Here is a 22,488-nt window from a genome sequence, read left to right on the forward strand (position 1 = left end):
CATTTTTTTTATTTTGATACTATTAAAAATCATATTCCCCATAAATATTTGAAAATATGGAGAATATAAAATAAACTCCCATTGGCTCAAGATGAACCTTAGCCCTATAAGTCAAATCATAGTTCTTCTCTTTAACTGTAGATTTTAAAATGGCACGTGTTGAAATAAGTTTGCATCTAAATCGCCTTCTGCAAGCAAGGGCAGTATTAGATAAAATATAATCTGTAAACTCAACTATCTCTACTTTATACCCCTCTACTTCAAGTAACGGCTTTATTGCACTTCCAACTATTGGTTTATGTAGTTTCATCTGGTATATTCAATAAAAATAGTTAATTTTTATCATTTCCTCTTATATTTTAATGAAGGCCTTACATTATTTTCAATTCAATTAAAGATAACTGTGATTATCCATAGATTTCTATTGTAATCAATTTCAATTATATCCTTAACTAAATTCCTATCTTTTAAATCTTCCAAGTTCTTTTTAATAACATTTATCTCTTTATCACAGCTTAAGACAACCTCTTTAAAGTCATCTTTTATATTGATTCCTTCAAGATTAAATAACTCCTTTTCTTCAATGACTTCAACCAAATTATATAAACTTACCCTTTCAGTTTTTTTAAGTTCTTGATTTCCAACAATTAGGTCCCTTTCAAAGGACTGTGCCTTCTTCAATTTATAAAAATTATATTTTAATAAAAAAGGAACAGAAAACACTACGACTATAATACTAATGATAAAAAGCTGTATGGTCTTATATCTATATAAATTCATAATTTTTCATCCTTACTTTAAAATACCTTTTATCTTCGTCAATGATTAAAGAACTAATTTCTTCTATAATAAAGGCTTCCTCTAAAATTTTTATCATTGAACCATACTCTTTTATATTTTCAGCATAAATTTCTAAATGTATTGTGTCTCTTAAAACTGTTAATCCTTTAATAAGTTCCCTTTTTCCCTTTAAAGTATCATACAATAAATTAAATTCATCTAGAACTATAAAGGTTTCTTCTTGAAGAACTGACTCTTCATTTTCTCTCATCGTTTTCTTAAACTCTTTTGTTTCCATTAATCCATTATATATATTGACTGCACTAATAAGTATAAAAACTAAAGAAAGAATAAAAAGATTCTTCAACTGTTTTTTCTGTTTTAATTCTATTTCACTTTTAAACCATTTTGGATAAAACTGTTCCTTCATACTGCCTCCGCTAAAACCTGTATAATATAGTATACCTAGTTAGTAAATAAGTTCCTCTTTAATTTTATAGTTATTAAAGTTTGTCATCTTCTAACAAATCCTAAAAGCTTCTCTTCTCTTTCTTTAATAAAAACATTAAATATGTACACTTGATTTATTCTAGAAATAATTTCACTCATTTCCTTTGATGGATTTGCTTCATAAAGATATATAACCTTGGGATGGTTCTTTTTTCTGCATATACTTCCAATGAAATCACTTATTTCAAAGATATCTTCAAACTCTTCCACACGATTCTCATAAAGTATCTTACCCTTCACATGAAAGAAATAAAAATTATTTCTCACTACTACTAAACCATAGAACTCCTTCTTTTTTAAAGCTCTTCTAAAAGCTTCACCATATATCTGCTGAATTACTTTAATAGACTCTATGTGAACTCCATGAAAATTTTCTTTTTCCGTCAATATTAAATTTGATAAATTTATACAATATACAAGTACCCTCCATTGCTTTCTACCCTTAGAAATCACCTTATAGTCGAAAGCTATCTCATCTAAGGAATGAAATCTTTCGAGCAGAGCACATTCAACCATTTGTTCGATATATCCTCTTTTTCCACCTGGTATAGCAATCTCCTCTATTAAGAGCTCCTTTCCCTCAATAATAAGCTGGACTCTTCGACTTTTTAATCCTTTAATGTTGAAAGCTTCATGCTCTTGGTCATATAAACTTTCCATTGGTTTTAGTGGTTTTAAAAAATCTTCACATCCCTCAGTATTAATTAATATTTTTGCTTCTTTCATATTCCCTCCTCATCAGTTATCACAATAAATTTATACTGAACTTCAGAATCATCTATTATTGGATAAAATCTATAAATAAAAGTTCCCACATTAACCTCAAACAAATTTTTGCCTGTATCAAACTCTATATTACATCCCTCTTTAAATTTCAAACCATCTCTTTCAATAGAACTTAGATACTTGCTAATGTCAGCCTTCTTAAAATACTCTTCAATGCCTTTTTCTATAATTTCATCTATATGTTCTTCAAAATACGTGTTGAATTCAGTCATCAAATACTCTTTTTTCTTTTGTTTTAAATCTTCCTTTAATATATTATTCATATAATTACCTATATAAACACTTCTGCGTTCCAGACCGCCAAGGGTATTCATAATAGTTATAGTTACTAACGAGCATATCACAAGAACATAAATCACTATCCAGCCTTTCCTTGACCTTTTCTTTGAAATAACTGACAGCTTCATATTCTTCCCATAGCCTTTCTCATGGTTGCACCACCTTCAGTAACAATTTCAACAAAGATTACCTTCTCATTTTCACTTAAATTGAACTTCTCAACTCCATACAATAGTGGTTGTGATGTATATCCATTTCCACTTTCGTTTTTATATGCAACTCTTAATTCTGAATTAAAAAGATAAAAGTAGTTTTGCCTTTTTCCATTTTTTGCTTCTACATAAAGTCTTTCATCCTGAATATAATGATTTTCACCGTAAAAATTAACATAATAATCTATATGCATTAAAGCCTCATATAGTGAAATCTGTGAATTATCCAGCTTTCTGCTGACAAAATAATGGTTCATTGTATTGCTATATATATTATTAATAAGTAAAGTCACTAAAACAAAAATAAATAAAGCTGTCATAAGCTCAATGAGGCTTTTTCCTTTGTTTTTTCTAAAGCTTCCTTTTATTTTGAATACTTCTTTCCTTATACTCTTTTTAATTTTATTGCTTCTCTTCATAATTCCCCTTATAAAATACATTTTCTATCACATTACCATCTTCATAAACATATGAAATAATTATTTTCATGGTTCCACCCTGTCTCTCACTACCTTGAAGCTTTACACATGGGTATCCATTTTTCTGAGGCTGTACCTGCCCTAAAATATTGATTTCAGTAGAATTTATATTATTTATTATGTTGGAATTAAAATATACCTGATTGTCCTTAAGTGCCTCCTTTATTTCATCATAGGAATAATTACAGAAAAGAAGCTTTTTCACAGTTTCTAATCTATTAACACCCTCCATTATCTCCTGCTGAGACAACCGACTTCTAGCTGTATCTGTAATTACAGTTGCTGCAGTTACTGTTGTTATGACTACAATAAACAAAGCTGTCATTACTTCAATTAACGTTGCACCCTTATTTTTTCTGCCTGCTGACATAAGAAGTCCCCACCTTTATAGTTATTGTTTCTGGTTCAACTATACCACTTTTACTATACATCTTTATGGATTGTGCTTTCTTGATCTTTCCCATACCGCTAATATCTATGCTCTCTCCTGCTATAACGTAAACAGAGGGTGGAAGGGTAAACTTGTCAATAGTTTTTAAGTTCTCCATTAAAACAACGTCCTGGCTTCTAAATTTCACTGCAACGCTTTTATCCTTTAATCTTCCATAGGACTTTCCTTCATTAATAAACTCTATAAGTCCGTCTACTGCATAATCCATTTCAATTCTTTCTTTTTTTTCTGAAAACACCTTTAAATTAGGAGAAATTATAAAGGTTCCTATAGACATAATGCTTAAGACAATTATGAGTTCTAAAAGAGTATATCCCTTTTTCCCTCCGCCCTTATTTTCTTTGTTCAATACTGCTTCCTCCTAAAACTTCTCATGAATATATTCCGTAAATAGGCAGTAAAATTGCTGCATAAATGGATAATAAAAAGAGTCCTGCTAATATAATAAGACCTGGTTCTAGCAACTTAACCATTAAATCTATCTTGCTATTAAGCTCTTCCTCAAAGATTTCATTATATCTTAATAGAACCTGCTCTAAATCTCCACTTTCTTCTCCTAATAAAACACTTACTAAGAACTCTTCTGGAAATAGGTTAAAATTTCTTATTACCTTACTTAAAACAACTCCTTTTTCCAGCTCTTCTATTCCGCTAAAATACCGTTCTTTTATAAAAGCTGATCCTTCAGTTTTTACCAATAACTTAAAGGCACTTTTTATATCAATCCCGCAGGTAATAATCATACGCAAAGACATTGTAAATCTACAACTAAAGCTTTTTATACAAATTCCCTTGGTGAAAAAACTGGTATGCTTAAACTTATCTAAAGAATCACCATACCCTAATTTTTTATAAGAAATTAACGCTATACCAATAAAAGCAAAGACAATGGGAATTACAAGGTAATCAAGATTTAAAAGTGTATCCGCCAAAGTCATATAAAACCTTGTTATTGCTGGAACCTGAGACTTATGAACCCCTGCATTAGCGAAAAATTTAGGCATAAACTTTGTAATTATTATAAATGCTCCTATTGCTGAAGCTATAAAAATTAGCAACGGATATATGGTTACATTGACCATAGTCTTTCTTCGCTTTTCTTCCTTTGTATAATAAACTTCTAAGTTACTAAAGACCTCCTCCAGCTTTCCACTTTCTTCTCCAATGCTTACCATTGAAATAAACATCCTCGGAAAGGTTCTTCCACACTTGCTTAAGGCTTCAGTTAAGGTGCTGCCTCTTTCAATGTAGAAAATCACCTTTTTCAAAGTTAATGCAAGTTTTTTTCTTTTTATCTGATTGCCAATAAGCTTAAGTGAGATTGTTATGGGAATCCCTGATTTTAAATTATTCTTCAAAGTTCTGCTCAATAAGACTATATCCTTATAGGATACTTTTTCTTCAGCCCCTTTTTCAGCCTGTTCACTTTCTCCCTCACAGCTAATGCAGGTTATTCCATCTTCACGTAACTTACTTATAGCTCCCCACTGATTTTCCTCATTAATGGAGCCATTAACGATTTTTCCTTCATCATTAATTCCCTTGAATTTATATTCCATAGTCACCACCAATAGCTCTCTCGATACTATACACCTGCATATTGCTTACATACTGCTCAACTGTGGTGGTTCCATTTAATACCAATGCTTTGAAATATTCCTCTAAGGTTACCATGCCATTTTTCATTGCACTTTCTCTAATTAAATTATCATCCTTAGTTTTAATAGCTTCTTTAACCTTTTCTCCAATGACCATAACTTCATATGCAATGGTTCTGCCCTTAAAGCCTGTGTGATTACACTTATTACAGCCAATGCCTTTATAAGCCTTCATAACTACACTCTCATCACCTAAGAGCTTTTTCTCCTCTAAAGACAAATCATAATCAATTTTACAATGTTCACAAATGGTCCTAGTTAATCTTTGAGCAATAACCATGAGTAGTGAACTATTAAGAAGTTCCTGATCTATTCCCATATCCGTAAGTCTATTTATGGTGCTGCTGGCATCATTGGTATGAAGAGTAGTTAGAACTAAATGTCCAGTTAAAGATGCTCTTACAGCAGTTTCTGCAGTGTCCTTATCAATAATCTCCCCTACCATAATTACATCTGGGTCCTGCCTTAAAGCAGCCTTTAATACCTTCCCATACTCTAGATTTCCCTTACTTCCTATGGATACCTGATTTATTCCTTCAATGGTACACTCCACAGGCTTTTCAACAGTGATAATATTCCTGCTTTCCTTATTTAGTTCTCTTATCATGGCATAAAGAGTAGAGGTTTTACCACTGCCTGTAGGTCCTGTAATAATGATAAGCCCCTGCTTAAACTTAAGTGCATTCATTAAAATCTTATAATCACCTTGGCCAAAGCCCAAAGTATCTAACTTTAATAAATTTCCATTCCTCTTTAAGATTCTTAAAACGAATTTTTCTCCATAGATAGTTGGCAGACTAGAAACTCTGAAGTCAAAATTATCTCCATGAATTTTCATATTTATTTCTCCGTCCTGGACCTCGTATTTATTTGATATGTCCATTTGAGCCATTACCTTAATTCTAGTATTAATATTCTCATAAATATCCTTTGGAATTTCCGTAGAGGATTTAATTAAGACCCCATCAACTCTATATCTTACCCTTACACTGTTCATAACAGGCTCAATATGAATATCACTAGCTCCCTTCATTACACCGTCTCTTAGAATAGAATCCACTAAGAAAACAATAGGTCCCTTAGCTCCCCTTAAATCCTCTTCCTTATTTTTATCATCTCTCAACTTAAAATTACTCACCAGAGCTTTTCTATAATTCTCCTCATAGAATCTATTGATGTAGGTAGTTATCTGCTCTTCCTTTCCCACAGCAGCCTTAATATTTTTTCTGATTAAAAAGCTTAAGTATTTTACCTGCTCCATGGATAAATCTCCACAGGCTGCTAAATAAAGCTCTCTCCCCTTAATATCATAGGGAAATACCTTATATTCATCGCACAAATCCTTAGAAACGTGCTTTAGGGCTTCTTTATTAATCTCTACTGTATCTAAATCATAAAACTCCAAGGTACCAGCTCCTTTTTGAAAATTTTGTAAACATTAAATTCTTTCCCAAATTTTGCTAATGATAAACAGAAATAATAAAAATATATCCAATAAATATAAAAACTTCTCCACACTCAGTATGGAGAAGTCTCAACTTACCTATATATTTCATTTTTAACCTTAATTAAACTTCAATTACTCCCTTAAAGACATTCTTAGCTGGTCCAGTCATCATTACCCCCTGCTCTTCAAGTTCTATAAAAAGAGTTCCTCCTGGAGCAATAACCTTTACCTTATCACCAACCAAGCCAAGTCTATTGCTAATTACCACTGATGAGCAGCAGCCTGTTCCACAGGCAAGGGTTGGACCTGCACCTCTTTCCCACGTATCAACCTTAATTTCTCCTTCATTTATCACTCTGCAGAAATTAACATTGGTGCCTTCCTTAAACAGCTCATGTTTTTCAATCGCTGCACCTTCCTTCACATTAAGTTCTTCCTCTGACACATATATTACTGTATGAGGAACCCCTAAATGTATACTACTGATAGTGTAATTTTTATTATTTGCTTCAATGACTCTTTCAATAATTTCTCCCTTGGTGTCTGCTGGTATTTTCACTGGGTTATAATCTCCAAAGCCCATATTAATCTTAACACCTTCAAATTCTTCACCCTTAAAAATCAGCTCACACTTCTTAACTCCATCGCCAGTTAAAACATTAAAAATCTTCTTATTCACTAACCCCTGCTCATACACAAAACGGGCAAAACATCTAATACCATTTCCACACATACTTGCATAAGAGCCGTCTGCATTTATAATAATCATTTCAATATCAGCTTCTTCACAGCTTCTAGCAACAAGAATTCCGTCTCCACCAATACTAAAATTTCTATCACATAGCTTTGCAGCCAAAGCATTTAAATCCTTAAATCTATGTTCTAGGTCAGAAAATACTACAAAATTATTTCCTGCACCCTCCATTTTGATAAAATTTAACATTTCCATATTATCACTCCTAACTTCTAGATGAAACTCCTTCTCATATTAATTCGAATAAGCACTCTTACAGAGTAAGTTCAAGTAACTAAATCAAAGATGCACTCTGTGAAAGTTCCACTATACCAAATCATAGATTTGGAGTGTCACTTTTGGATGCTTACTTATAATTTTTAAGAATAACCGCTCTTATAGCTTCGTATTTAATAGTATCTGGAAGTTCAGCCTTTACCTTGCTGACTTTATCATAACCTACTCTCTCACATACTTCCATTATAACCGCTTCCTCTTCTTCTGTGAAAAGCTCAGATAAATCCAGGTTAAATTCAGGTCTACCAAACTCATCTATATAATCTGTAACATAGCCTAAAATAGTGGAAATTGAAACCTCAAGTTCTTCTGAAATCTCCTTTAACTCTCTATTTTGACTAAGCATATCTAAGGCTATCTGATTGTTTTTTCTTTCCTCACCATCAAGGACCAGCCTTTTTCTTTTCTTCTCTTCCCACTGCGGGAATAACTGCTTTTCAGCTGTATAGTCATTCACAACTTCTAAAACTGCAGCTCCATACTTTTCTATCTTTTTAGGCCCAAAGCCTCCTATATCCTTTAGTTTCTCCATGGAGTCAGGATATCTGCCACTTATCTCCTTAAGGGTATTCTTTGAAATAAGACCTGGTGGATATGCACCTTCCTTTTGTGAAAGCTCTTCCCTCAATTTAAGCAGCGCCTTAAAAAGCTCCTCATCAGTGGTTACATAAAAATCATTTTCATCCTGAGTTAAAGCCGCTGCAATCCTGCTTTCAACATCCTGTTCTGACTCTTCTTTCACAACTTTATCCTCGGTGGATTTTTGTTTTACTTTTATCTCAATTTTATTTTCCTTTATATAATTCTTAATAACTTCCTTGAAGGCTGCTCCATACTTATTGTACTTCACTTCTCCAACTCCAGAAACCTCTAGGAACTCCTCTTTGCTTTGAGGATACTTTGAACTCATTTCCCTTAATGTACCATCTCCAAAGATAATATAAGGAGGTATTCCTGCTTCCTTTGCCATATTGAAACGAAGCTCCTTTAAAAGATCGAAAAGCTCGTTGCTCACAGACTTCTTCTCTTGAACCTTAAACTCTTTAAACAGAACCTTATGCTGCCCTCGTAAAACCTCCATGGATTTTTGATTTAAAGCAAGTACTGGATAAGTTCCCTCCATCTGACTTAAATATCCATGGGATATTAAAGTGTTAATAAAGTTTTTAAGATTATCAGCTGAATAATCCTTCATGATTCCATAAGTAGAAAGTTCATTAAAATTAAGGTCTAAAACCTTCTTATTCTTTGAGCCCCTAAGGACATCAATAACCATGGTGGAACCAAAGTTCCTCTTCATTCTATATATGCATGATAAAACCTTTTGTGAATCTACAGTTTTATCTAGTATTTCTCCTTCATTTAAACAGTTACTACAGTTGCCACATTGCTCTCCATACTGTTCTCCAAAATAATTAAGGATATAGCTTCTATAGCAGTCATTACTGTACACAAAATCAACCATTTGCTGAAGAGCCTTATACTGATTATTCTTTCTCTCTGGGTTTTCAACTCCAACTTCAATTAAGTACTTCTGGGTATGGATATCCCCTGGAGCAAATAAAAGTACACATTCACTTTTCTCTCCATCTCTTCCCGCTCTTCCAATCTCCTGATAATAGCCCTCTATATTCTTTGGCATATTATAATGGATAACATACCTGATGTTGGATTTATCAATTCCCATACCAAAGGCATTGGTTGCAACCATAAGCTTTATTCTATCATAAATAAATTCCTCTTGATTGTTGCTTCTTTCTTCATCGGATAACCCCGCATGGTATCTTGCAACACTGAAGCCTTTTTCATAAAGGTCCTTATAAATATTATCTACTTCTTTTCTTGTGGCTGCATAAATTATTCCTGAATTCTCTTTATTTTTCTCCAGATACTTCATCAAGAACTTCTTTTTATTTTCACCTTTTATAATATTTATTGAAAGATTCTCCCTGTCAAAACCTGTTATGAATATTTTTGGACTTTGAAGCCTTAAAAGCTTAACAATATCTTGACGTACTTCCTTTGAAGCCGTGGCAGTAAAAGCTGTAATTATTGGTCTCTTATTTAATCTATCAATAAATCCTGAAATTCTTCTATAGCTAGATCTGAAATCATGCCCCCACTGAGATACACAATGAGCCTCATCGATGGCAATCTGACTAATATTAACTCCTGCAACCACACCATAAAACTCATAACTATCCAGTCTCTCTGGCGCTATGTATAATATCTTATATTTTTCATTTCTTATTCCTTCCATGACTTCATTAAACTCGGTCGTACTTAAGGAACTATTTATATATGCACTTGGAATACCCATATCTCTCATGGCATCCACTTGATCCTTCATTAAAGAGATTAAAGGAGAAATAACAATGGTAAGTCCATCAAGAACTAACGCTGGCACCTGATAACAAATAGATTTACCACTACCTGTAGACATGATAGTTAAAACATCATTTCCACTTAAAATGTGCTCAATTACTTCCTTCTGTCCTTTTCTAAACTCCTTATAACCATAGTATTTTTCTAAAACCTCATAAATTCTGCTTTGCAATTCTTCACACCCTTTATTTTAAGTGAGTATCCAAATCTTATTTTAGATACTGCGAAGTTAAGTGAGACTCCAAATCTTTGATTTGATTAGTAGGACATACCCTATAAGAGTATTTTTTCCACTTTCATTTCGAAGGAGCTTCCTCACATTTCTACAAACTATTATACCATCAGTTAAAAGTATTGTCCTAAAAAACTCCTTAAACCACATTTTGTAATTTTCATGAAGATGTTAAGAAGTTTCCAATATGATGAAATAGTGTTATAATGTTAGATAATTGAAATGAAAAATGAAGAATTAAGGATGAAAAATTATTATTGAAACTCCTAAGGAGTTTTCAGTTATATCCCTTTAAAACTTCATGAAAGGATTGATTGATATGGCATTAGATGGACTATATTTAAGAGCTCTTATTAAAGAACTTAAGGATACCCTTATAAATACAAGAGTTGATAAGATAACTCAGCCTGAAAAGGATGAAATAATTCTTTCTTTTAAAATAAACAGAAAAAATGTGAGACTTCTCTTAAGTGCAAATGCTTCTTACCCTAGAGTAAACTTTATTAATTACACTAAGGAAAGTCCTATGAAGGCACCTGTTTTCTGTATGGTTCTTAGAAAATACTTAAACACTGCTGTGGTGAAGGACATCCGCCAGCTTAATAATGACAGGGTGCTGATGATAGATTTTGAAAGCAGTGATGAGTTAGGTTTTAACAGCATATACACCTTAATGGTTGAAATCATGGGACGTCATAGTAACATTACTTTGGTTCGTGAAAGAGATGGTCTTGTGATGGATTGTGTTAAGCATATCACCCCAGATATAAACAGCTACAGAGTTTTATATCCTGGAGTAAACTATGTATACCCACCTGCCAGCAATAAAGCTGATATCTTTGAAATTTCCTTTGAAAGCTTTAAGGAGAAAGTTTTAGAAACCTTCACTGAAGAGGCTGAAATAAATGAAAAGTTCTTTACAAAGGTGGTTGATGGAATTGGTGCACCTGTTGCTAAGGAAATTCTCTTTAAATTAAAGGAAAATAACATAGAATTAAGTGTAAATAACTTAAAAGAAATTTATGATTTCTTAGTGGATTTCTTTGCAGGAGCTAGCAGTGGAGAATATGTGTTAGGTTCTTACACTGTAAACGGAGAACTTAAGGATTTCCACTGCGTAAAGCTGGATTATCTTCTACAAAAGGATGGCCAGTTTACATCCTTTGAATCTCCTAGTACCTTACTTGAAGAATTCTACCATGCCCGTGATAAAGTAAATAGACTTCAAGGCAGAAGCCACGACATGCAGAAGCTAGTTAACAATAATATTGATAGGCTTGAAAAGAAACTTCAAATTCTTAATTCAACTCTAGAGGAATGTGAAGAAAAACCAAAATACAGTTTATATGGTGAACTTATAACAGCTAACATATATGCCATAAAAAAAGGTGACAAAGAAGTAGAAGTTCTAAATTACTACAGTGAAGAAGGCGAATATATTAAGATCCCTTTAGATGTTAATAAAACTCCTTCTGAAAATGCCCAAAAGTATTATAAGCGATATAATAAATTGAAGAAGGCAGAGGAAAATGCCTATATTCAAATTGAAATAGCTGAAGGTGAACTTGCTTACCTGCAATCAGTTTTAACTAACATTGAAAATGCGGATACCTACAAGGACTTAGAAGATATTAAAAGTGAGCTTGTGGAAACAGGTTACATTGCCTTTAAAAAAACCATGAAGGGTAAAAAGGATAAACCATCTAAGCCACTTCACTTTATCTCTAGTGACGGCATAGATATCTACGTAGGAAAAAACAATATCCAAAATGATTTTCTAACCCTTAAATTTGCCCACAATAACGATATCTGGATGCACATTAAAAATGTACCTGGTTCACACGTAATCATTAAAAACATGGGAGAAATTCCAGACTCAACTCTCCTTGAAGGTGCAACTCTGGCAGCTTATTACAGTAAAGCTAAAAACTCAACTAAAGTGCCAATAGATTATACAGAAGTTAGGAACGTTAAGAAAATGGCAAAAGGAAAACCTGGAATGGTAACTTATTCAACTAATAAGACTATTTACGTTGATCCTGTAAAGCTGGAGCTTAAAGAAGTTTAAAAAAAGCGAGGAAAAATCCTCGCTTTTTTTATTCAAACTGTGAATAATATAACTGACTATAAAATCCCTTTTGCTTCAACAATTTCTTATGATCCCCCTGCTCCACAATATTCCCATCTCTTACCACCAATATGTGGTCTGCACTTTTAATAGTTGATAGTCTGTGAGCAATAACAAAGCAGGTTTTATCCTTCATGAGATTTCTCATTGCCTGTTGAATTTGAATCTCTGTTCTTGTATCAACATTTGAAGTGGCTTCATCAAGGATTAGGATTTTTGCATCAAGAAGCATTGCTCTTGCTATGGTTAAAAGCTGCTTCTGTCCCTTAGAGATATTAGTTCCATCATCAGTTAAGATGGTATCATATCCCTTAGGAAGTCTTTTAATGTAGGAGTGAATTCTAGCCGCCTTTGCTGCTTCAACTACCTCTTCCATGGTAGCTTTTTCATTTCCATAAGCAATGTTTTCAAAGATAGTTCCTTCAAATAGCCAGGTATCCTGCAGCACCATGGCATAGGCACCTCTTAAACTCTCTCTTGTAACAGCTCTTACATCATTGCCATCAACCTTTATAGAGCCTGAATTAACATCATAGAATCTCATCAAAAGATTTATTAGAGTAGTTTTTCCTGCTCCCGTAGGCCCAACAATAGCAACCATACTTCCAGCTGGAGCAACCATAGAAAGATTCTTAAGAATAATTTTTTCTTTGTTATACCCGAAGGAAATATTCTCTACCTTCACATTGCCTGCAACATCTTGAAGTTCTATGGCATTAGGTTTATCTGCCGTTTCCTTCATTTCATCCATTAAATTAAAGATTCTCTCTGCTGCAGCCAATGAGGATTGGAATTCTCCCATAATATTTGCTGCTTCATTAATTGGTCCTGAGAATTTTCTAGAGTACAGTACAAAGGAAGAAATACTTCCCACTGTCATTTCTCCAAAGAGATACATTAAAGCTCCAAAGACACTTATCAAAGATAAAGACAGGTTGTTCATAAAGTTTACTGAAGGTCCAACCATTGAGCCATAATAATCAGCCTTATAATATGCATTTACAGCTTCTTCATTTTTCTTTCTGAACTTTTCCTTTGTATTTTCCTCTTGGTGATAAGCTTTTATGGTCTTCTGACCAGAGATAAACTCCTCCACCTTACCATTTAATTCCCCTAGCTTCCTAGAACGTCCCCTAAACATCGGCCTGGTTAACTTGGTAATTTTCTTAGTCATAATAATTGTTATTGGCACTGTAACAACAAATACCAATACTAATCGCCTTGAAATCATAACCATGGAGATAAAAGATACTACCACAGTTATTACACTGGAGCAAATAGCAACTAAATCCGAAGTTAAAGATGCATTTAAGGTATCCACATCATAGGATACTTTACTTAAAATATCTCCTGTAGCATGGGTATCAAAATACCCTACTGGAAGTGATATAAGCCTATCCACTAAATCCTTACGAAGTTTAAATGAAATTCTTTTACTTATTTCCAACATCAACACTGCTAAAATGTATGCAAGGATAGCTGACGCAATGTAGAAAGCTATCATTAAACCACAATAATAAAATACTTTAGAAAAGTCCACTGCACCTTTTCCAAAGCTTATGCTGTCAATGGCATAACCTGAAATCATTGGTCCAACTAAGGCAAACATATTTGAACCTATGGATAAAACCACTGCTACCAGCATTAAAAGTTTATATTCAAAAAGATATGACATTACCCTTTTTAAAGTATGCTTTTTTGATTGTTTTGAAGGAGATGAATGTCCATCCTTATTATTAATACTCATACTATTCCCCCATCTGTGATTTGCTGATTTCATTATAAATGTCACAGCTTTCTATAAGCTCTTCATGTGTTCCATAACCAACAATTTCTCCATCTTCTAAAACGCAAATGTGGTCAGCCTGCATGATGGAGCTGATTCTTTGTGCGATCATTATAGTAGTAGTTTCCTGGAAATGTTCCCTGAGATTTTTTCTTAAAGCTGCATCCGTCTTATAATCCAGTGCACTTGATGAATCATCTAGAATCAAGATTTCTGGATGGGCCGCTAGTGCTCTGGCAATAATCATTCTCTGCTTTTGACCACCGCTTAAGTCAGCACCACGAACAGCAACCTTTGTTTCAAAGCCGCTAGCTTTTCCTTCTATAAAATCTCTTGCCATGGCGTAATCTGCTGCTGCTTCAACATCTGCTTTTTCAAGATTTCTTCCAAATTTAATATTCTCATATATGGTATCTGTGCTGATAAAGTCATTTTGGAATACAACTCCAAACTTTTCTCGAAGCTCCTTTGTTTCTATGGAACGAATATCTTGTCCATCAATATAAATGGCTCCAGAATCTACATCATAAAATCTCATTAATAGTTTTATTAAAGTTGATTTTCCAGCTCCTGTAGAGCCAATAATTCCAAAGGTTTCTCCTCTTTTAATTGAGAAGTTCACATTTTTAACGTTCTCTTCATTATGATTATATGAAAAGTTTACATCCTTAAACTGAATTGCAAATCCTTTATCTCCTTCTGGCTTATGCTTCACCTGAAGCTCTTCTGGCGCATTTAAAACTTCTGTAATACGTCTAGCTGATGAACTAGCTTTAGAGTACATTGTAAACAATCTTGAAATAAATAAAAGCGCATTAAGAATCAAGGTAACATAAGTTAAAAATGCAATTATTGTACCTGGTTTTATTGCTCCGCTGTTAACTCTATAAGCTCCTGCTAAAATAACAAATACTGTTCCCACATTCAGGCATAAGCTCATAATAGGATTAAGCACAGCCATCACCATACCTGCTTTTTTCTCCTCATCAATTGCAGCTTTTGCTTTTTCATTAAATTTATTTTTCTCGAATTTTTCCTTAGATAGTGCTTTTATAACACGAATACCAGTTACATCTTCACGAAGAACTCTGATATAGTCATCAGTTCTTTTCTGAACAATGGTGAACATTGGTACTCCAACTTTTGAAACGTACATTATTGCTCCAAATATTATTGGCATTACGGCAAGCATTACTAAAGTAAGTACCGGATCTAAGGTTAAGGTAATAATTATTCCACCGAATAATATAATTGGTGCCCTTACACCTAATCTCTGCATCATTCCAATGATTTGATGAATATTGTAAGTGTCACTGGTTGCCCTTGAAATTAAGGATGGCAGAGTAAACTGATCTACTTGATTTTCTGATAAAGTTATCATCTTTGCAAATAAATCATTTCTTATTCTTTCTGTTGAATTTCTTGCAACCTTAGAAGCCATCCGATTGGCTATAATATTAAAGGTTACTGCAATGACAGAACATATAAACATAATCACACCCCAAAGAATTACAAGATTAATATCCTTTAAAGGGATTATGTCATCAATCATATGGGATAATATCCACGGAAGAGCAAGTTCTACAATTGTTCCTGTAAATTTAATAATAAGTCCCAGAATCATCCCCCACTTATAGGGTTTTAAATAACTAAAAATCTGTCTCATATGTCTTCCACCCAAAACTCCTTCTACTAATCTTTATATAAATTTATTTCGTTATACTAAATATTATATACCAAATTTGTATCAAAAACCATAAAAATCCATCAGAGTAAAAATTAAATTCTTATTTATTTTTATTATAAATAAAGCACCTCAAATTTGATATGCTCTCTGTCAAGTAGACAGGGCAATTCAAATTGAGGTGCTTTCACATTAATTATTTCTTTGGATTATATTGATAGTAGTAACATTGAAGTCTTCCATTATAAAGCTTTCTATTTTTATCGGCTTTTCTTCCAAAGGTCTTTTGGAAATCATCATAGGAAGTTAAAACATAGCATGACCAATCATCTAACTGGGAATATACCTTCGAAAAAGTTCTATATAGATTTTGAACTTCCTTTTCATCAAGAAGTCTTTCTCCATATGGTGGATTTGTAATAATCATTCCACATTTTTTTCTATTTCTAACATCCTTCATATCAAGCTTTTGGAAGTTAATATAATCTTTAACGCCAGCTTTTTCAGCATTGTTCATTCCTGTTCTTAAAACTCTTCCGTCAATATCAGAAGCTTGAATAACAAATTCCTTTTTATTGACAGCTCTTTTAGCTCCTTCTCTAACCTGATCCCACATCTCCTTATCAAAAGACGGCCAAGTTTCACTTACAAAGTGTCTATTAACTCCTGGAGCAATATTTTTAGCAATTAAGGCAGCTTCTATTGGAATCGTACCTGAACCACAGAATGGATCTATTAAAATCTCATCTCCATTAAACTTAGAAATAAGCACTAAAGCTGCTGCTAAGGTTTCCTTTAAAGGTGCAGCTCCAGCATTTTCTCTGTAGCCTCTTTTGTGAAGTCCAACTCCTGAAGTATCAAGCGCGAGGGTTACTATATCCTTTAAAATTCCAACTTCAATTTTATAAACTGGACCATCCTCACTAAACCAGTTCGTATTATACTTTTCCTTCATTTTTTCAACTACAGCTTTTTTAACTATAGATTGACAATCAGGAACACTATGTAATGTTGATTTTACTGATTTTCCTGTTATGTGCATTTTGCCGTCTAATGGAATTAAATTACCCCAGTCAACTTTTTTTGTTCCTTGGAATAACTCTTCAAAGGAAGTGGCTTTAAATTCAGCCATTTGAATAAATACTCTTTCAGCTGTTCTAAGGTGAATGTTACAAATAGCAACATCCATTTCATCACCCTCAAAAACAATTTTCCCATTTTCCACCTTAAGATCTTCATAGCCAAGATTTTTCAGTTCCTTGGCTGTGATAGCTTCTATTCCAAAGGTAGTAGTTACAATTATATTAAACATATATTTTTCTCCTAATTGTTTTCATATAGACTTACTAAGTCCATACCATCTTTCTCTACAAGCTGAACTGTTATATCTTCTTTTCTAGAGGTTGGTATGTTCTTTCCTACATAGTCTGCTCTTATTGGAAGCTCTCTATGGCCTCTGTCAACTAAAACAGCAAGCTGTATCATCTGTGGTCTTCCTTTATCAATAATTGCATCTATGGCCGCTCTAACGCTTCTTCCAGTAAACAATACGTCATCCACAAGAATAATTTTCTTTCCTGTGATGTCACAGTTCACTTCAACGCTGTTATGCTGCTTAAGTTCTTCTGGTTTCTTTAAGTCATCTCTATAAGTTGTGATATCAACGCTGCCCACTTCCACAGAAACTCCTTCAAAGGTTTCTATAAGATTTGCAATCCTTTTAGCTATAGGCACTCCTCTAGTTCTAATTCCGATTAATACTAAATCTTCAACACCTTTATTTTTTTCGATGATTTCATGGGCTATTCTTGTCAGTGTTCTTTTAATGGCTTTGTCATCAAGTAACACAGATTTCAGTTCCATAATTCTCCTCCTAAACTTCTTTTCTTAATTTATCTAATACTTCTTCAAAATACTCTGGAAGCTTTGAATCAAATTCCATATATTCTCCAGTGGTTGGATGTATAAGTCCTAAATTTTTAGCATGTAAGGCCTGACCCTGAAGTTTAAATCTTTGCTTCTTATGGCCATATACTAAATCACCAACTAAAGGATGATGTAAATATGCCATATGCACTCTGATTTGATGTGTTCTTCCTGTTTCTAATCGGCACTCTACTAAAGTATGTTTTTTAAATCTTTCAAGAACTCTATAGTTAGTTATAGCTTCCTTTCCATCCTTTACTACAGCCATTTTTATTCTCTCCACAGGATGTCTTCCAATTTGGGTTTGTACAGTACCTTCATCCTCCTTTATTATACCTTCAACGATGGCATAATAAGTTCTCTTCATGGAGTGATCCTTAAGCTGAGCAGCTAAAGAATTATGTGCTACATCATTTTTAGCAACAACTAAGATTCCTGAAGTATCCTTGTCAATTCTATGTACTATTCCTGGTCTTATAACTCCATTAATCCCTGATAAATCTTTACAGTGATGAAGCAGACCATTAACTAAAGTACCGTTGTAATTCCCTGGGGCAGGATGAACTACCATGTCTTGAGGTTTATTTACAACAATTATATCACTATCTTCATAAACTATATCCAAAGGAATATCTTCTGCTTCAACCTGAAGTTCTACTGGCTCTGACTTCTCAATGGAAACCTCATCCTTTAAACGAAGCTTATAATTACTTTTTTTCACTTTATCATTTACTTTAACTTGTTCTTTTTCTATTATACCTTGTGCAAAAGACCTGGACATATTATCACAGGTTTCACTGACAAATACATCAAGTCTTTTTCCCACTTGGCTTTCATCGATTATATATTTTTCTAATTCCATTAGATCTCATCCTTTAGTATACATATTAATAAGAAAAAGGTACCAACACAAACACATATATCAGCTACATTGAAGGTTGGAAAATAATATACATCCTTATAATGAACTAATATAAAATCAATAACATATTTGTAAGCTATTCTATCAATAAGATTTCCTATTGCACCAGCTATAATTAATCCCATTGAAATATAGGTTAATTTGAAGGTTGGTTTTCTCTTAATTAAATAACCTATCATAAATATTACAACTATTATTGTTATTGTTATAAACAGCCACTGCTTATTCTGAAGCATTCCAAAGGCTGCTCCACGATTCTCAAGATATTCAAAACCAAAGAAATCCTTTATAACAACTATTGCATCATTCCCCTTTAAAGAAACAACTGCCCACTTTTTAGTAAGCCTATCTAAAACTAAGCCTAAGGCTATAATTATCATGGTTAAACTCAATATAATCCCCTCATCTTTCAACGCAAAGTGTTGTTATAATACACTTCTTACTATTTTACACTGCTCCATAATTTCCCCTACAGCCTTTATATTAATAGTCTGTCTGGCATCGGATACAGAATTATCTGGAGTAATATGACTTTCTAATATCACACCATCAGCTCCAGCTGAAACTCCAGCTATACTCATTGGTTTAACTAATTCTCTTCTTCCAGTTCCATGACTTGGGTCTACTAATACAGGTAATCTATAATGTTCCTTAATCATTGCAACTGCATTTAAGTCCAGAGTATTTCTTGTTATGGTTTCGAAGGTTCTGATACCTCTTTCACACATAACAACATTCATGTTTCCTTCTTTAAGTATGTACTCCGCTGCATAAATCCATTCAGATAAAGTAGCACTCATACCTCTTTTTAATAAAACTGGCACTTGAAGCTTACCTAGTTCCTTTAAAAAGGTATAGTTATACATATTTCTAGAACCAACCTGAATCATATCCACATATTTAAGTGCTTCTTCAATCTGGCTGGCATCCATAACTTCAGAAACTACTGGCATATTGTATTTTTCTCCTACGGCTTTAAGAATCTTTAATCCTTCAATGCCAAGTCCTTGAAAATCATAAGGCGAAGTTCTTGGCTTAAAGGCTCCACCTCTAATCATGTGAACACCTTGTGCTTTAAGACCTTCACCTATTGCCATTAAAGTATCAAGGTTTTCCACTGCACAAGGACCAGATATAAAGGTTAAATTTCCTCCACCAATAGTTACATCCTTAACCTTAACGATTATATCTTCTCCACTGCTTTTATCGGCTAGTAAATTTTTCATATAATATCACCTACATTGCTTGTAACATTGTTCTTAAAATTCTATTTGAATTCTTAACTGATATCTCTTTAAACTTTTCATAATCCATATGTGCACCATTGTTTGCATTATCAGAAATAGATCTGATTACAACAAATGGCTTATGGTTTAAGTATGCAACATGAGCAATACTTGCACCTTCCATCTCACAAGATAAAGCTCCAAACTCTTCACTAAGCCATCTTATCTTGTCAACATTTGCAATAAATTGATCTCCAGAAACTATTCTTCCTGAGAATGAATTAATATCTTTTATTTCCTCACAAGCTTTCTTTGCAAGCTCTACTAATTTCTCATCACACTTAAAATCAAACACATCCATGTTTGGTATTTGACCATGTTTATCTCCAAAGCTTGTAGTGTCCATATCATGCTGTACTAAATCTGTAGCAACAACCACATCTCCAGGATAAATATTTGTTCCAATTCCACCTGCTATACCTACGTTAACTACAGCATCTACATTAAAATCATCTACTAAAATCTGAGTACATACTGCTGCATTAACCTTACCAATTCCACTTACAACAATTACAACCTCTTTATCATAAATGCGACCATGATTAAACTCCATCATAGCCTTTTTAACTTTTTTCTCTATGCTCATCTCTGCTATTAAAGATGCTACCTCTTCAGGCATAGCTCCAATTATTCCTATTCTCATAATAAATTCTCCTTTGCTTTTCTTATAACCATTATTATTTACTTTAAGTGATATTCTAACTCTTATACATAGATTATTATTTTACTAATTCTATAGCTACTAAAATAGTAATCAAAACCAAGAAATTTCGGAGGAATTTCAACCATCATTCTTAATCTTTAATACTTCATTCTTCATTAAAATAACACTATTCCCCATTATAGACTACATATATTATAATATATATGTTAGGCTTCATGTCAATAGATTGAAGGAATAAAAAAATCTCACTTTTTATAGTGAGATTTCTTTTATGTAATAACTCCCCATATGCATGTCAAGGAGATATAAATTCATTTTCACAACTCATAAAAATATTATTTATCTACAAAAAAACTTTTTATATCTTCAAGCTCTGCAGTATTATACTCAAATACCTCTGGCTCTTTTGCTTCATTAGCCCCTATATTAAGTGGAACCTCTTGAGTTTTTTCTATTTCTGGTATAACTGAAGAAATATTATAATTTTTATCATAATCCTTCTCTAAAGCTTCAAACATTTCCATTTGAGTAACCATAAAATTTCTAAATTTACTTCTGAATTTAGCAAACTCTTGCTTTGTTCTGTCAAATTCATCATTAATATTTAAAACACTTAGATGAGCTTTATCAATAATCTTCTTAGCACTGTCATTGGCATTTTTAAGAATTAATTCAGCTTCATTTTGTGAACTTTGCTTTGCTTGCTCTGCAGCATTTTGAGCTAATAATAAAGTACTTTGAATTGTACTCTCCATTTTTGAGTAGTGATCTAATTTATCTTGAAAAACATCCATCTTTTCCTTTAAAATAGCATTTTCTTTGTATAACGCTTCATAGTCTTCTGCAACCTTCTCTAGGAAGTCATCAACTTCGTCCATGTTATACCCTCTCATGTTTCTTTTGAACTCTCGGCTCATTATGTCCATAGATGTCATCTTCATAACCTTCACCCCTTATATATATTTACCAACAAGTAACTTAATCCTGCCTTTTCCAGTTTCACCAATGATAGACCTAACTTTAAATTTTCCAAAGCCTCTTATAGTAATAGTATCATTAATTTCTACTATTTTATCCTTTCTATCACATATCTGATAGTTTAAAAGTACTGCACCACCATTGATAAGTTCAGTTCCTCTCGCTCTAGAGATATTACATATCCCTGGAACCACATTATCTATTCTAAGAGAAGTTGCTATAATATTTTTTTCATTAAAATTTATTTTTGGAAGCTGTTCTTCATCCTCATTCAAAATCTCAACAGTACAAGGACAATTTCCTATTTGGTTTAAATTATCTATAATATAATTGCTAACTGAAGATGCTACAGGTATGTAACATTTATTACCTTCTACTACTAAATCACCAAATAAATTTCTTTTAATTCCTAGAGCCATAATTGAGCCCAAGTAATCCCTATGTCCAAGTTCCTTAAATTTTGATTTATTAGTAACAATCAAAACATCCAATTCGAAATCTTCCGATGTATCTTGATGCACGGAGAATTTAACCATTCTCCTTTCACAGTCTTCAAAAACTCCATTACCTTGAACCATAACACCCAATTTATTCTCATTGGCTTTAAGCTTCATATAGATATCTGGAGTTAAAAAATCCTTAGTATATATAGGCACTTCAATATTTCTACACAATTCAACATCTTCATACAGACCAGATATATAATTCTTATCCTGATCCCTAAACATATCTAAAAATACCTTTTTATCCATAAGTGACACTCCAAATCTATGATTTGGTAAGTGGAAGTTACTCATTCGAACGTATGTGAGAATGAGTTTCCTTATTACCATTCAAATTTTATATTTGGTTAAGGCGAAGTTAA

23 protein-coding genes are annotated in these 22,488 nt (G+C 33.0%); 1 reads left to right on the forward strand and 22 read right to left on the reverse strand.

Translation table 11 applies throughout. The features are described from left to right. Nucleotides 1-22: 22 nt before the first annotated feature. From BN1075_RS18715 to recQ, 12 genes are all read right to left on the reverse strand, one after another. Entirely contained in the window at nucleotides 23-310 is a 288-nt protein-coding gene (locus BN1075_RS18715; RefSeq protein WP_040194848.1) for a MetQ/NlpA family ABC transporter substrate-binding protein, read from the reverse strand. Nucleotides 311-387: 77 nt separating this feature from the next. Further along, complete coding sequence (locus BN1075_RS18720; protein ID WP_040194849.1) at nucleotides 388-780, reverse strand: hypothetical protein; 393 nt, start codon at nucleotides 778-780, stop codon at nucleotides 388-390. Continuing rightward, the gene (locus BN1075_RS18725) at nucleotides 767-1,210 is read right to left on the reverse strand and encodes a hypothetical protein (protein ID WP_040194850.1); all 444 of its coding nucleotides are present in this window, start codon (nucleotides 1,208-1,210) and stop codon (nucleotides 767-769) included. Before BN1075_RS18725 ends, BN1075_RS18720 begins: the two co-directional genes overlap by 14 nt. 83 nt (nucleotides 1,211-1,293) lie before the next feature. Further along, nucleotides 1,294-2,016 carry a hypothetical protein gene (locus BN1075_RS18730; RefSeq protein WP_040194851.1) on the reverse strand — a complete coding sequence of 241 codons (723 nt, stop codon included), beginning with the start codon at nucleotides 2,014-2,016 and terminating at the stop codon, nucleotides 1,294-1,296. Next, nucleotides 2,013-2,483: a hypothetical protein gene (locus BN1075_RS18735; protein WP_040194852.1), complete on the reverse strand. Its 471-nt coding sequence runs from the start codon at nucleotides 2,481-2,483 to the stop codon at nucleotides 2,013-2,015. The genes BN1075_RS18730 and BN1075_RS18735 overlap by 4 nt, the downstream gene beginning before the upstream one ends. Beyond that, nucleotides 2,480-2,986 carry a hypothetical protein gene (locus BN1075_RS18740; RefSeq protein ID WP_040194853.1) on the reverse strand — a complete coding sequence of 169 codons (507 nt, stop codon included), beginning with the start codon at nucleotides 2,984-2,986 and terminating at the stop codon, nucleotides 2,480-2,482. The genes BN1075_RS18735 and BN1075_RS18740 overlap by 4 nt, the downstream gene beginning before the upstream one ends. Further along, the gene (locus BN1075_RS18745; protein WP_040194854.1) at nucleotides 2,970-3,416 is read right to left on the reverse strand and encodes a hypothetical protein; all 447 of its coding nucleotides are present in this window, start codon (nucleotides 3,414-3,416) and stop codon (nucleotides 2,970-2,972) included. Before BN1075_RS18745 ends, BN1075_RS18740 begins: the two co-directional genes overlap by 17 nt. Further along, entirely contained in the window at nucleotides 3,394-3,846 is a 453-nt protein-coding gene (locus BN1075_RS18750) for a pilus assembly FimT family protein (RefSeq protein WP_040194855.1), read from the reverse strand. Before BN1075_RS18750 ends, BN1075_RS18745 begins: the two co-directional genes overlap by 23 nt. A 22-nt stretch (nucleotides 3,847-3,868) precedes the next feature. After that, a complete protein-coding gene (locus tag BN1075_RS18755) occupies nucleotides 3,869-5,056 on the reverse strand; it encodes a type II secretion system F family protein (protein WP_040194856.1) in 1,188 nt (395 codons plus the stop codon). Then, complete coding sequence (locus BN1075_RS18760; RefSeq protein WP_042387456.1) at nucleotides 5,046-6,560, reverse strand: GspE/PulE family protein; 1,515 nt, start codon at nucleotides 6,558-6,560, stop codon at nucleotides 5,046-5,048. The genes BN1075_RS18755 and BN1075_RS18760 overlap by 11 nt, the downstream gene beginning before the upstream one ends. A 163-nt stretch (nucleotides 6,561-6,723) precedes the next feature. After that, nucleotides 6,724-7,551, reverse strand: coding sequence for a diaminopimelate epimerase (gene dapF, locus BN1075_RS18765; RefSeq protein ID WP_081911661.1), 828 nt, complete (start codon nucleotides 7,549-7,551; stop codon nucleotides 6,724-6,726). A 151-nt stretch (nucleotides 7,552-7,702) separates the two neighbouring features. Then, the gene (recQ, locus tag BN1075_RS18770) at nucleotides 7,703-10,189 is read right to left on the reverse strand and encodes a DNA helicase RecQ (RefSeq protein ID WP_040194857.1); all 2,487 of its coding nucleotides are present in this window, start codon (nucleotides 10,187-10,189) and stop codon (nucleotides 7,703-7,705) included. Nucleotides 10,190-10,568: 379 nt separating this feature from the next. Here recQ and BN1075_RS18775 point away from each other — a divergent pair, with 379 nt between their 5' ends. Continuing rightward, nucleotides 10,569-12,317, forward strand: coding sequence for an Rqc2 family fibronectin-binding protein (locus tag BN1075_RS18775; protein WP_040195333.1), 1,749 nt, complete (start codon nucleotides 10,569-10,571; stop codon nucleotides 12,315-12,317). A 28-nt stretch (nucleotides 12,318-12,345) separates the two neighbouring features. Here the strand turns inward: BN1075_RS18775 and BN1075_RS18780 are convergent, their stop codons facing one another. From BN1075_RS18780 to BN1075_RS18825, 10 genes are all read right to left on the reverse strand, one after another. After that, complete coding sequence (locus BN1075_RS18780; RefSeq protein ID WP_042387458.1) at nucleotides 12,346-14,124, reverse strand: ABC transporter ATP-binding protein; 1,779 nt, start codon at nucleotides 14,122-14,124, stop codon at nucleotides 12,346-12,348. Between the two features lies 1 nt (nucleotide 14,125). After that, nucleotides 14,126-15,829, reverse strand: a complete 1,704-nt coding sequence (locus BN1075_RS18785) for an ABC transporter ATP-binding protein (RefSeq protein ID WP_040194859.1) — start codon at nucleotides 15,827-15,829, stop codon at nucleotides 14,126-14,128. A gap of 214 nt (nucleotides 15,830-16,043) precedes the next feature. Further along, a complete protein-coding gene (locus tag BN1075_RS18790; RefSeq protein WP_040194860.1) occupies nucleotides 16,044-17,159 on the reverse strand; it encodes a THUMP domain-containing class I SAM-dependent RNA methyltransferase in 1,116 nt (371 codons plus the stop codon). Nucleotides 17,160-17,170: 11 nt separating this feature from the next. Continuing rightward, nucleotides 17,171-17,710: a bifunctional pyr operon transcriptional regulator/uracil phosphoribosyltransferase PyrR gene (pyrR, locus tag BN1075_RS18795; RefSeq protein WP_040194862.1), complete on the reverse strand. Its 540-nt coding sequence runs from the start codon at nucleotides 17,708-17,710 to the stop codon at nucleotides 17,171-17,173. 10 nt (nucleotides 17,711-17,720) lie between these two features. Beyond that, complete coding sequence (locus BN1075_RS18800) at nucleotides 17,721-18,635, reverse strand: RluA family pseudouridine synthase (protein WP_040194863.1); 915 nt, start codon at nucleotides 18,633-18,635, stop codon at nucleotides 17,721-17,723. Next, the gene (gene lspA / locus BN1075_RS18805) at nucleotides 18,635-19,075 is read right to left on the reverse strand and encodes a signal peptidase II (protein WP_040195335.1); all 441 of its coding nucleotides are present in this window, start codon (nucleotides 19,073-19,075) and stop codon (nucleotides 18,635-18,637) included. Before lspA ends, BN1075_RS18800 begins: the two co-directional genes overlap by 1 nt. 45 nt (nucleotides 19,076-19,120) lie before the next feature. Continuing rightward, nucleotides 19,121-19,921 (reverse strand): 3-deoxy-7-phosphoheptulonate synthase, encoded by an 801-nt coding sequence (gene aroF, locus BN1075_RS18810; protein ID WP_040194864.1) that lies wholly within the window; start codon nucleotides 19,919-19,921, stop codon nucleotides 19,121-19,123. A 10-nt stretch (nucleotides 19,922-19,931) separates the two neighbouring features. Next, the gene (locus BN1075_RS18815) at nucleotides 19,932-20,624 is read right to left on the reverse strand and encodes a 5'-methylthioadenosine/adenosylhomocysteine nucleosidase (RefSeq protein WP_040194865.1); all 693 of its coding nucleotides are present in this window, start codon (nucleotides 20,622-20,624) and stop codon (nucleotides 19,932-19,934) included. 356 nt (nucleotides 20,625-20,980) lie between these two features. Next, nucleotides 20,981-21,586 carry a DivIVA domain-containing protein gene (locus BN1075_RS18820; protein WP_040194866.1) on the reverse strand — a complete coding sequence of 202 codons (606 nt, stop codon included), beginning with the start codon at nucleotides 21,584-21,586 and terminating at the stop codon, nucleotides 20,981-20,983. Between the two features lie 12 nt (nucleotides 21,587-21,598). Next, entirely contained in the window at nucleotides 21,599-22,375 is a 777-nt protein-coding gene (locus BN1075_RS18825) for a YlmH family RNA-binding protein (protein ID WP_040194867.1), read from the reverse strand. Nucleotides 22,376-22,488 lie beyond the last annotated feature (113 nt).

The sequence above is a fragment of the Clostridium culturomicium genome, assembly GCF_000821305.1.
GTDB classification, from domain to species: domain Bacteria; phylum Bacillota; class Clostridia; order Clostridiales; family Clostridiaceae; genus Clostridium_J; species Clostridium_J culturomicium.

What these genes read in the sequence shown, in the direction of transcription:
- BN1075_RS18715 (WP_040194848.1), bottom strand. Translation starts at nt 310, where the DNA reads ATGAAACTACATAAACCAATAGTTGGAAGTGCAATAAAGCCGTTACTT.
- BN1075_RS18720 (WP_040194849.1), bottom strand. Translation starts at nt 780, where the DNA reads ATGAATTTATATAGATATAAGACCATACAGCTTTTTATCATTAGTATT.
- BN1075_RS18725 (WP_040194850.1), bottom strand. Translation starts at nt 1,210, where the DNA reads ATGAAGGAACAGTTTTATCCAAAATGGTTTAAAAGTGAAATAGAATTA.
- BN1075_RS18730 (WP_040194851.1), bottom strand. Translation starts at nt 2,016, where the DNA reads ATGAAAGAAGCAAAAATATTAATTAATACTGAGGGATGTGAAGATTTT.
- BN1075_RS18735 (WP_040194852.1), bottom strand. Translation starts at nt 2,483, where the DNA reads ATGAAGCTGTCAGTTATTTCAAAGAAAAGGTCAAGGAAAGGCTGGATA.
- BN1075_RS18740 (WP_040194853.1), bottom strand. Translation starts at nt 2,986, where the DNA reads ATGAAGAGAAGCAATAAAATTAAAAAGAGTATAAGGAAAGAAGTATTC.
- BN1075_RS18745 (WP_040194854.1), bottom strand. Translation starts at nt 3,416, where the DNA reads ATGTCAGCAGGCAGAAAAAATAAGGGTGCAACGTTAATTGAAGTAATG.
- BN1075_RS18755 (WP_040194856.1), bottom strand. Translation starts at nt 5,056, where the DNA reads ATGGAATATAAATTCAAGGGAATTAATGATGAAGGAAAAATCGTTAAT.
- dapF (WP_081911661.1), bottom strand. Translation starts at nt 7,551, where the DNA reads ATGGAAATGTTAAATTTTATCAAAATGGAGGGTGCAGGAAATAATTTT.
- BN1075_RS18775 (WP_040195333.1), top strand. Translation starts at nt 10,569, where the DNA reads ATGGCATTAGATGGACTATATTTAAGAGCTCTTATTAAAGAACTTAAG.
- BN1075_RS18780 (WP_042387458.1), bottom strand. Translation starts at nt 14,124, where the DNA reads ATGAGTATTAATAATAAGGATGGACATTCATCTCCTTCAAAACAATCA.
- BN1075_RS18785 (WP_040194859.1), bottom strand. Translation starts at nt 15,829, where the DNA reads ATGAGACAGATTTTTAGTTATTTAAAACCCTATAAGTGGGGGATGATT.
- BN1075_RS18790 (WP_040194860.1), bottom strand. Translation starts at nt 17,159, where the DNA reads ATGTTTAATATAATTGTAACTACTACCTTTGGAATAGAAGCTATCACA.
- pyrR (WP_040194862.1), bottom strand. Translation starts at nt 17,710, where the DNA reads ATGGAACTGAAATCTGTGTTACTTGATGACAAAGCCATTAAAAGAACA.
- BN1075_RS18800 (WP_040194863.1), bottom strand. Translation starts at nt 18,635, where the DNA reads ATGGAATTAGAAAAATATATAATCGATGAAAGCCAAGTGGGAAAAAGA.
- lspA (WP_040195335.1), bottom strand. Translation starts at nt 19,075, where the DNA reads ATGATAATTATAGCCTTAGGCTTAGTTTTAGATAGGCTTACTAAAAAG.
- aroF (WP_040194864.1), bottom strand. Translation starts at nt 19,921, where the DNA reads ATGAAAAATTTACTAGCCGATAAAAGCAGTGGAGAAGATATAATCGTT.
- BN1075_RS18815 (WP_040194865.1), bottom strand. Translation starts at nt 20,624, where the DNA reads ATGAGAATAGGAATAATTGGAGCTATGCCTGAAGAGGTAGCATCTTTA.
- BN1075_RS18820 (WP_040194866.1), bottom strand. Translation starts at nt 21,586, where the DNA reads ATGAAGATGACATCTATGGACATAATGAGCCGAGAGTTCAAAAGAAAC.
- BN1075_RS18825 (WP_040194867.1), bottom strand. Translation starts at nt 22,375, where the DNA reads ATGGATAAAAAGGTATTTTTAGATATGTTTAGGGATCAGGATAAGAAT.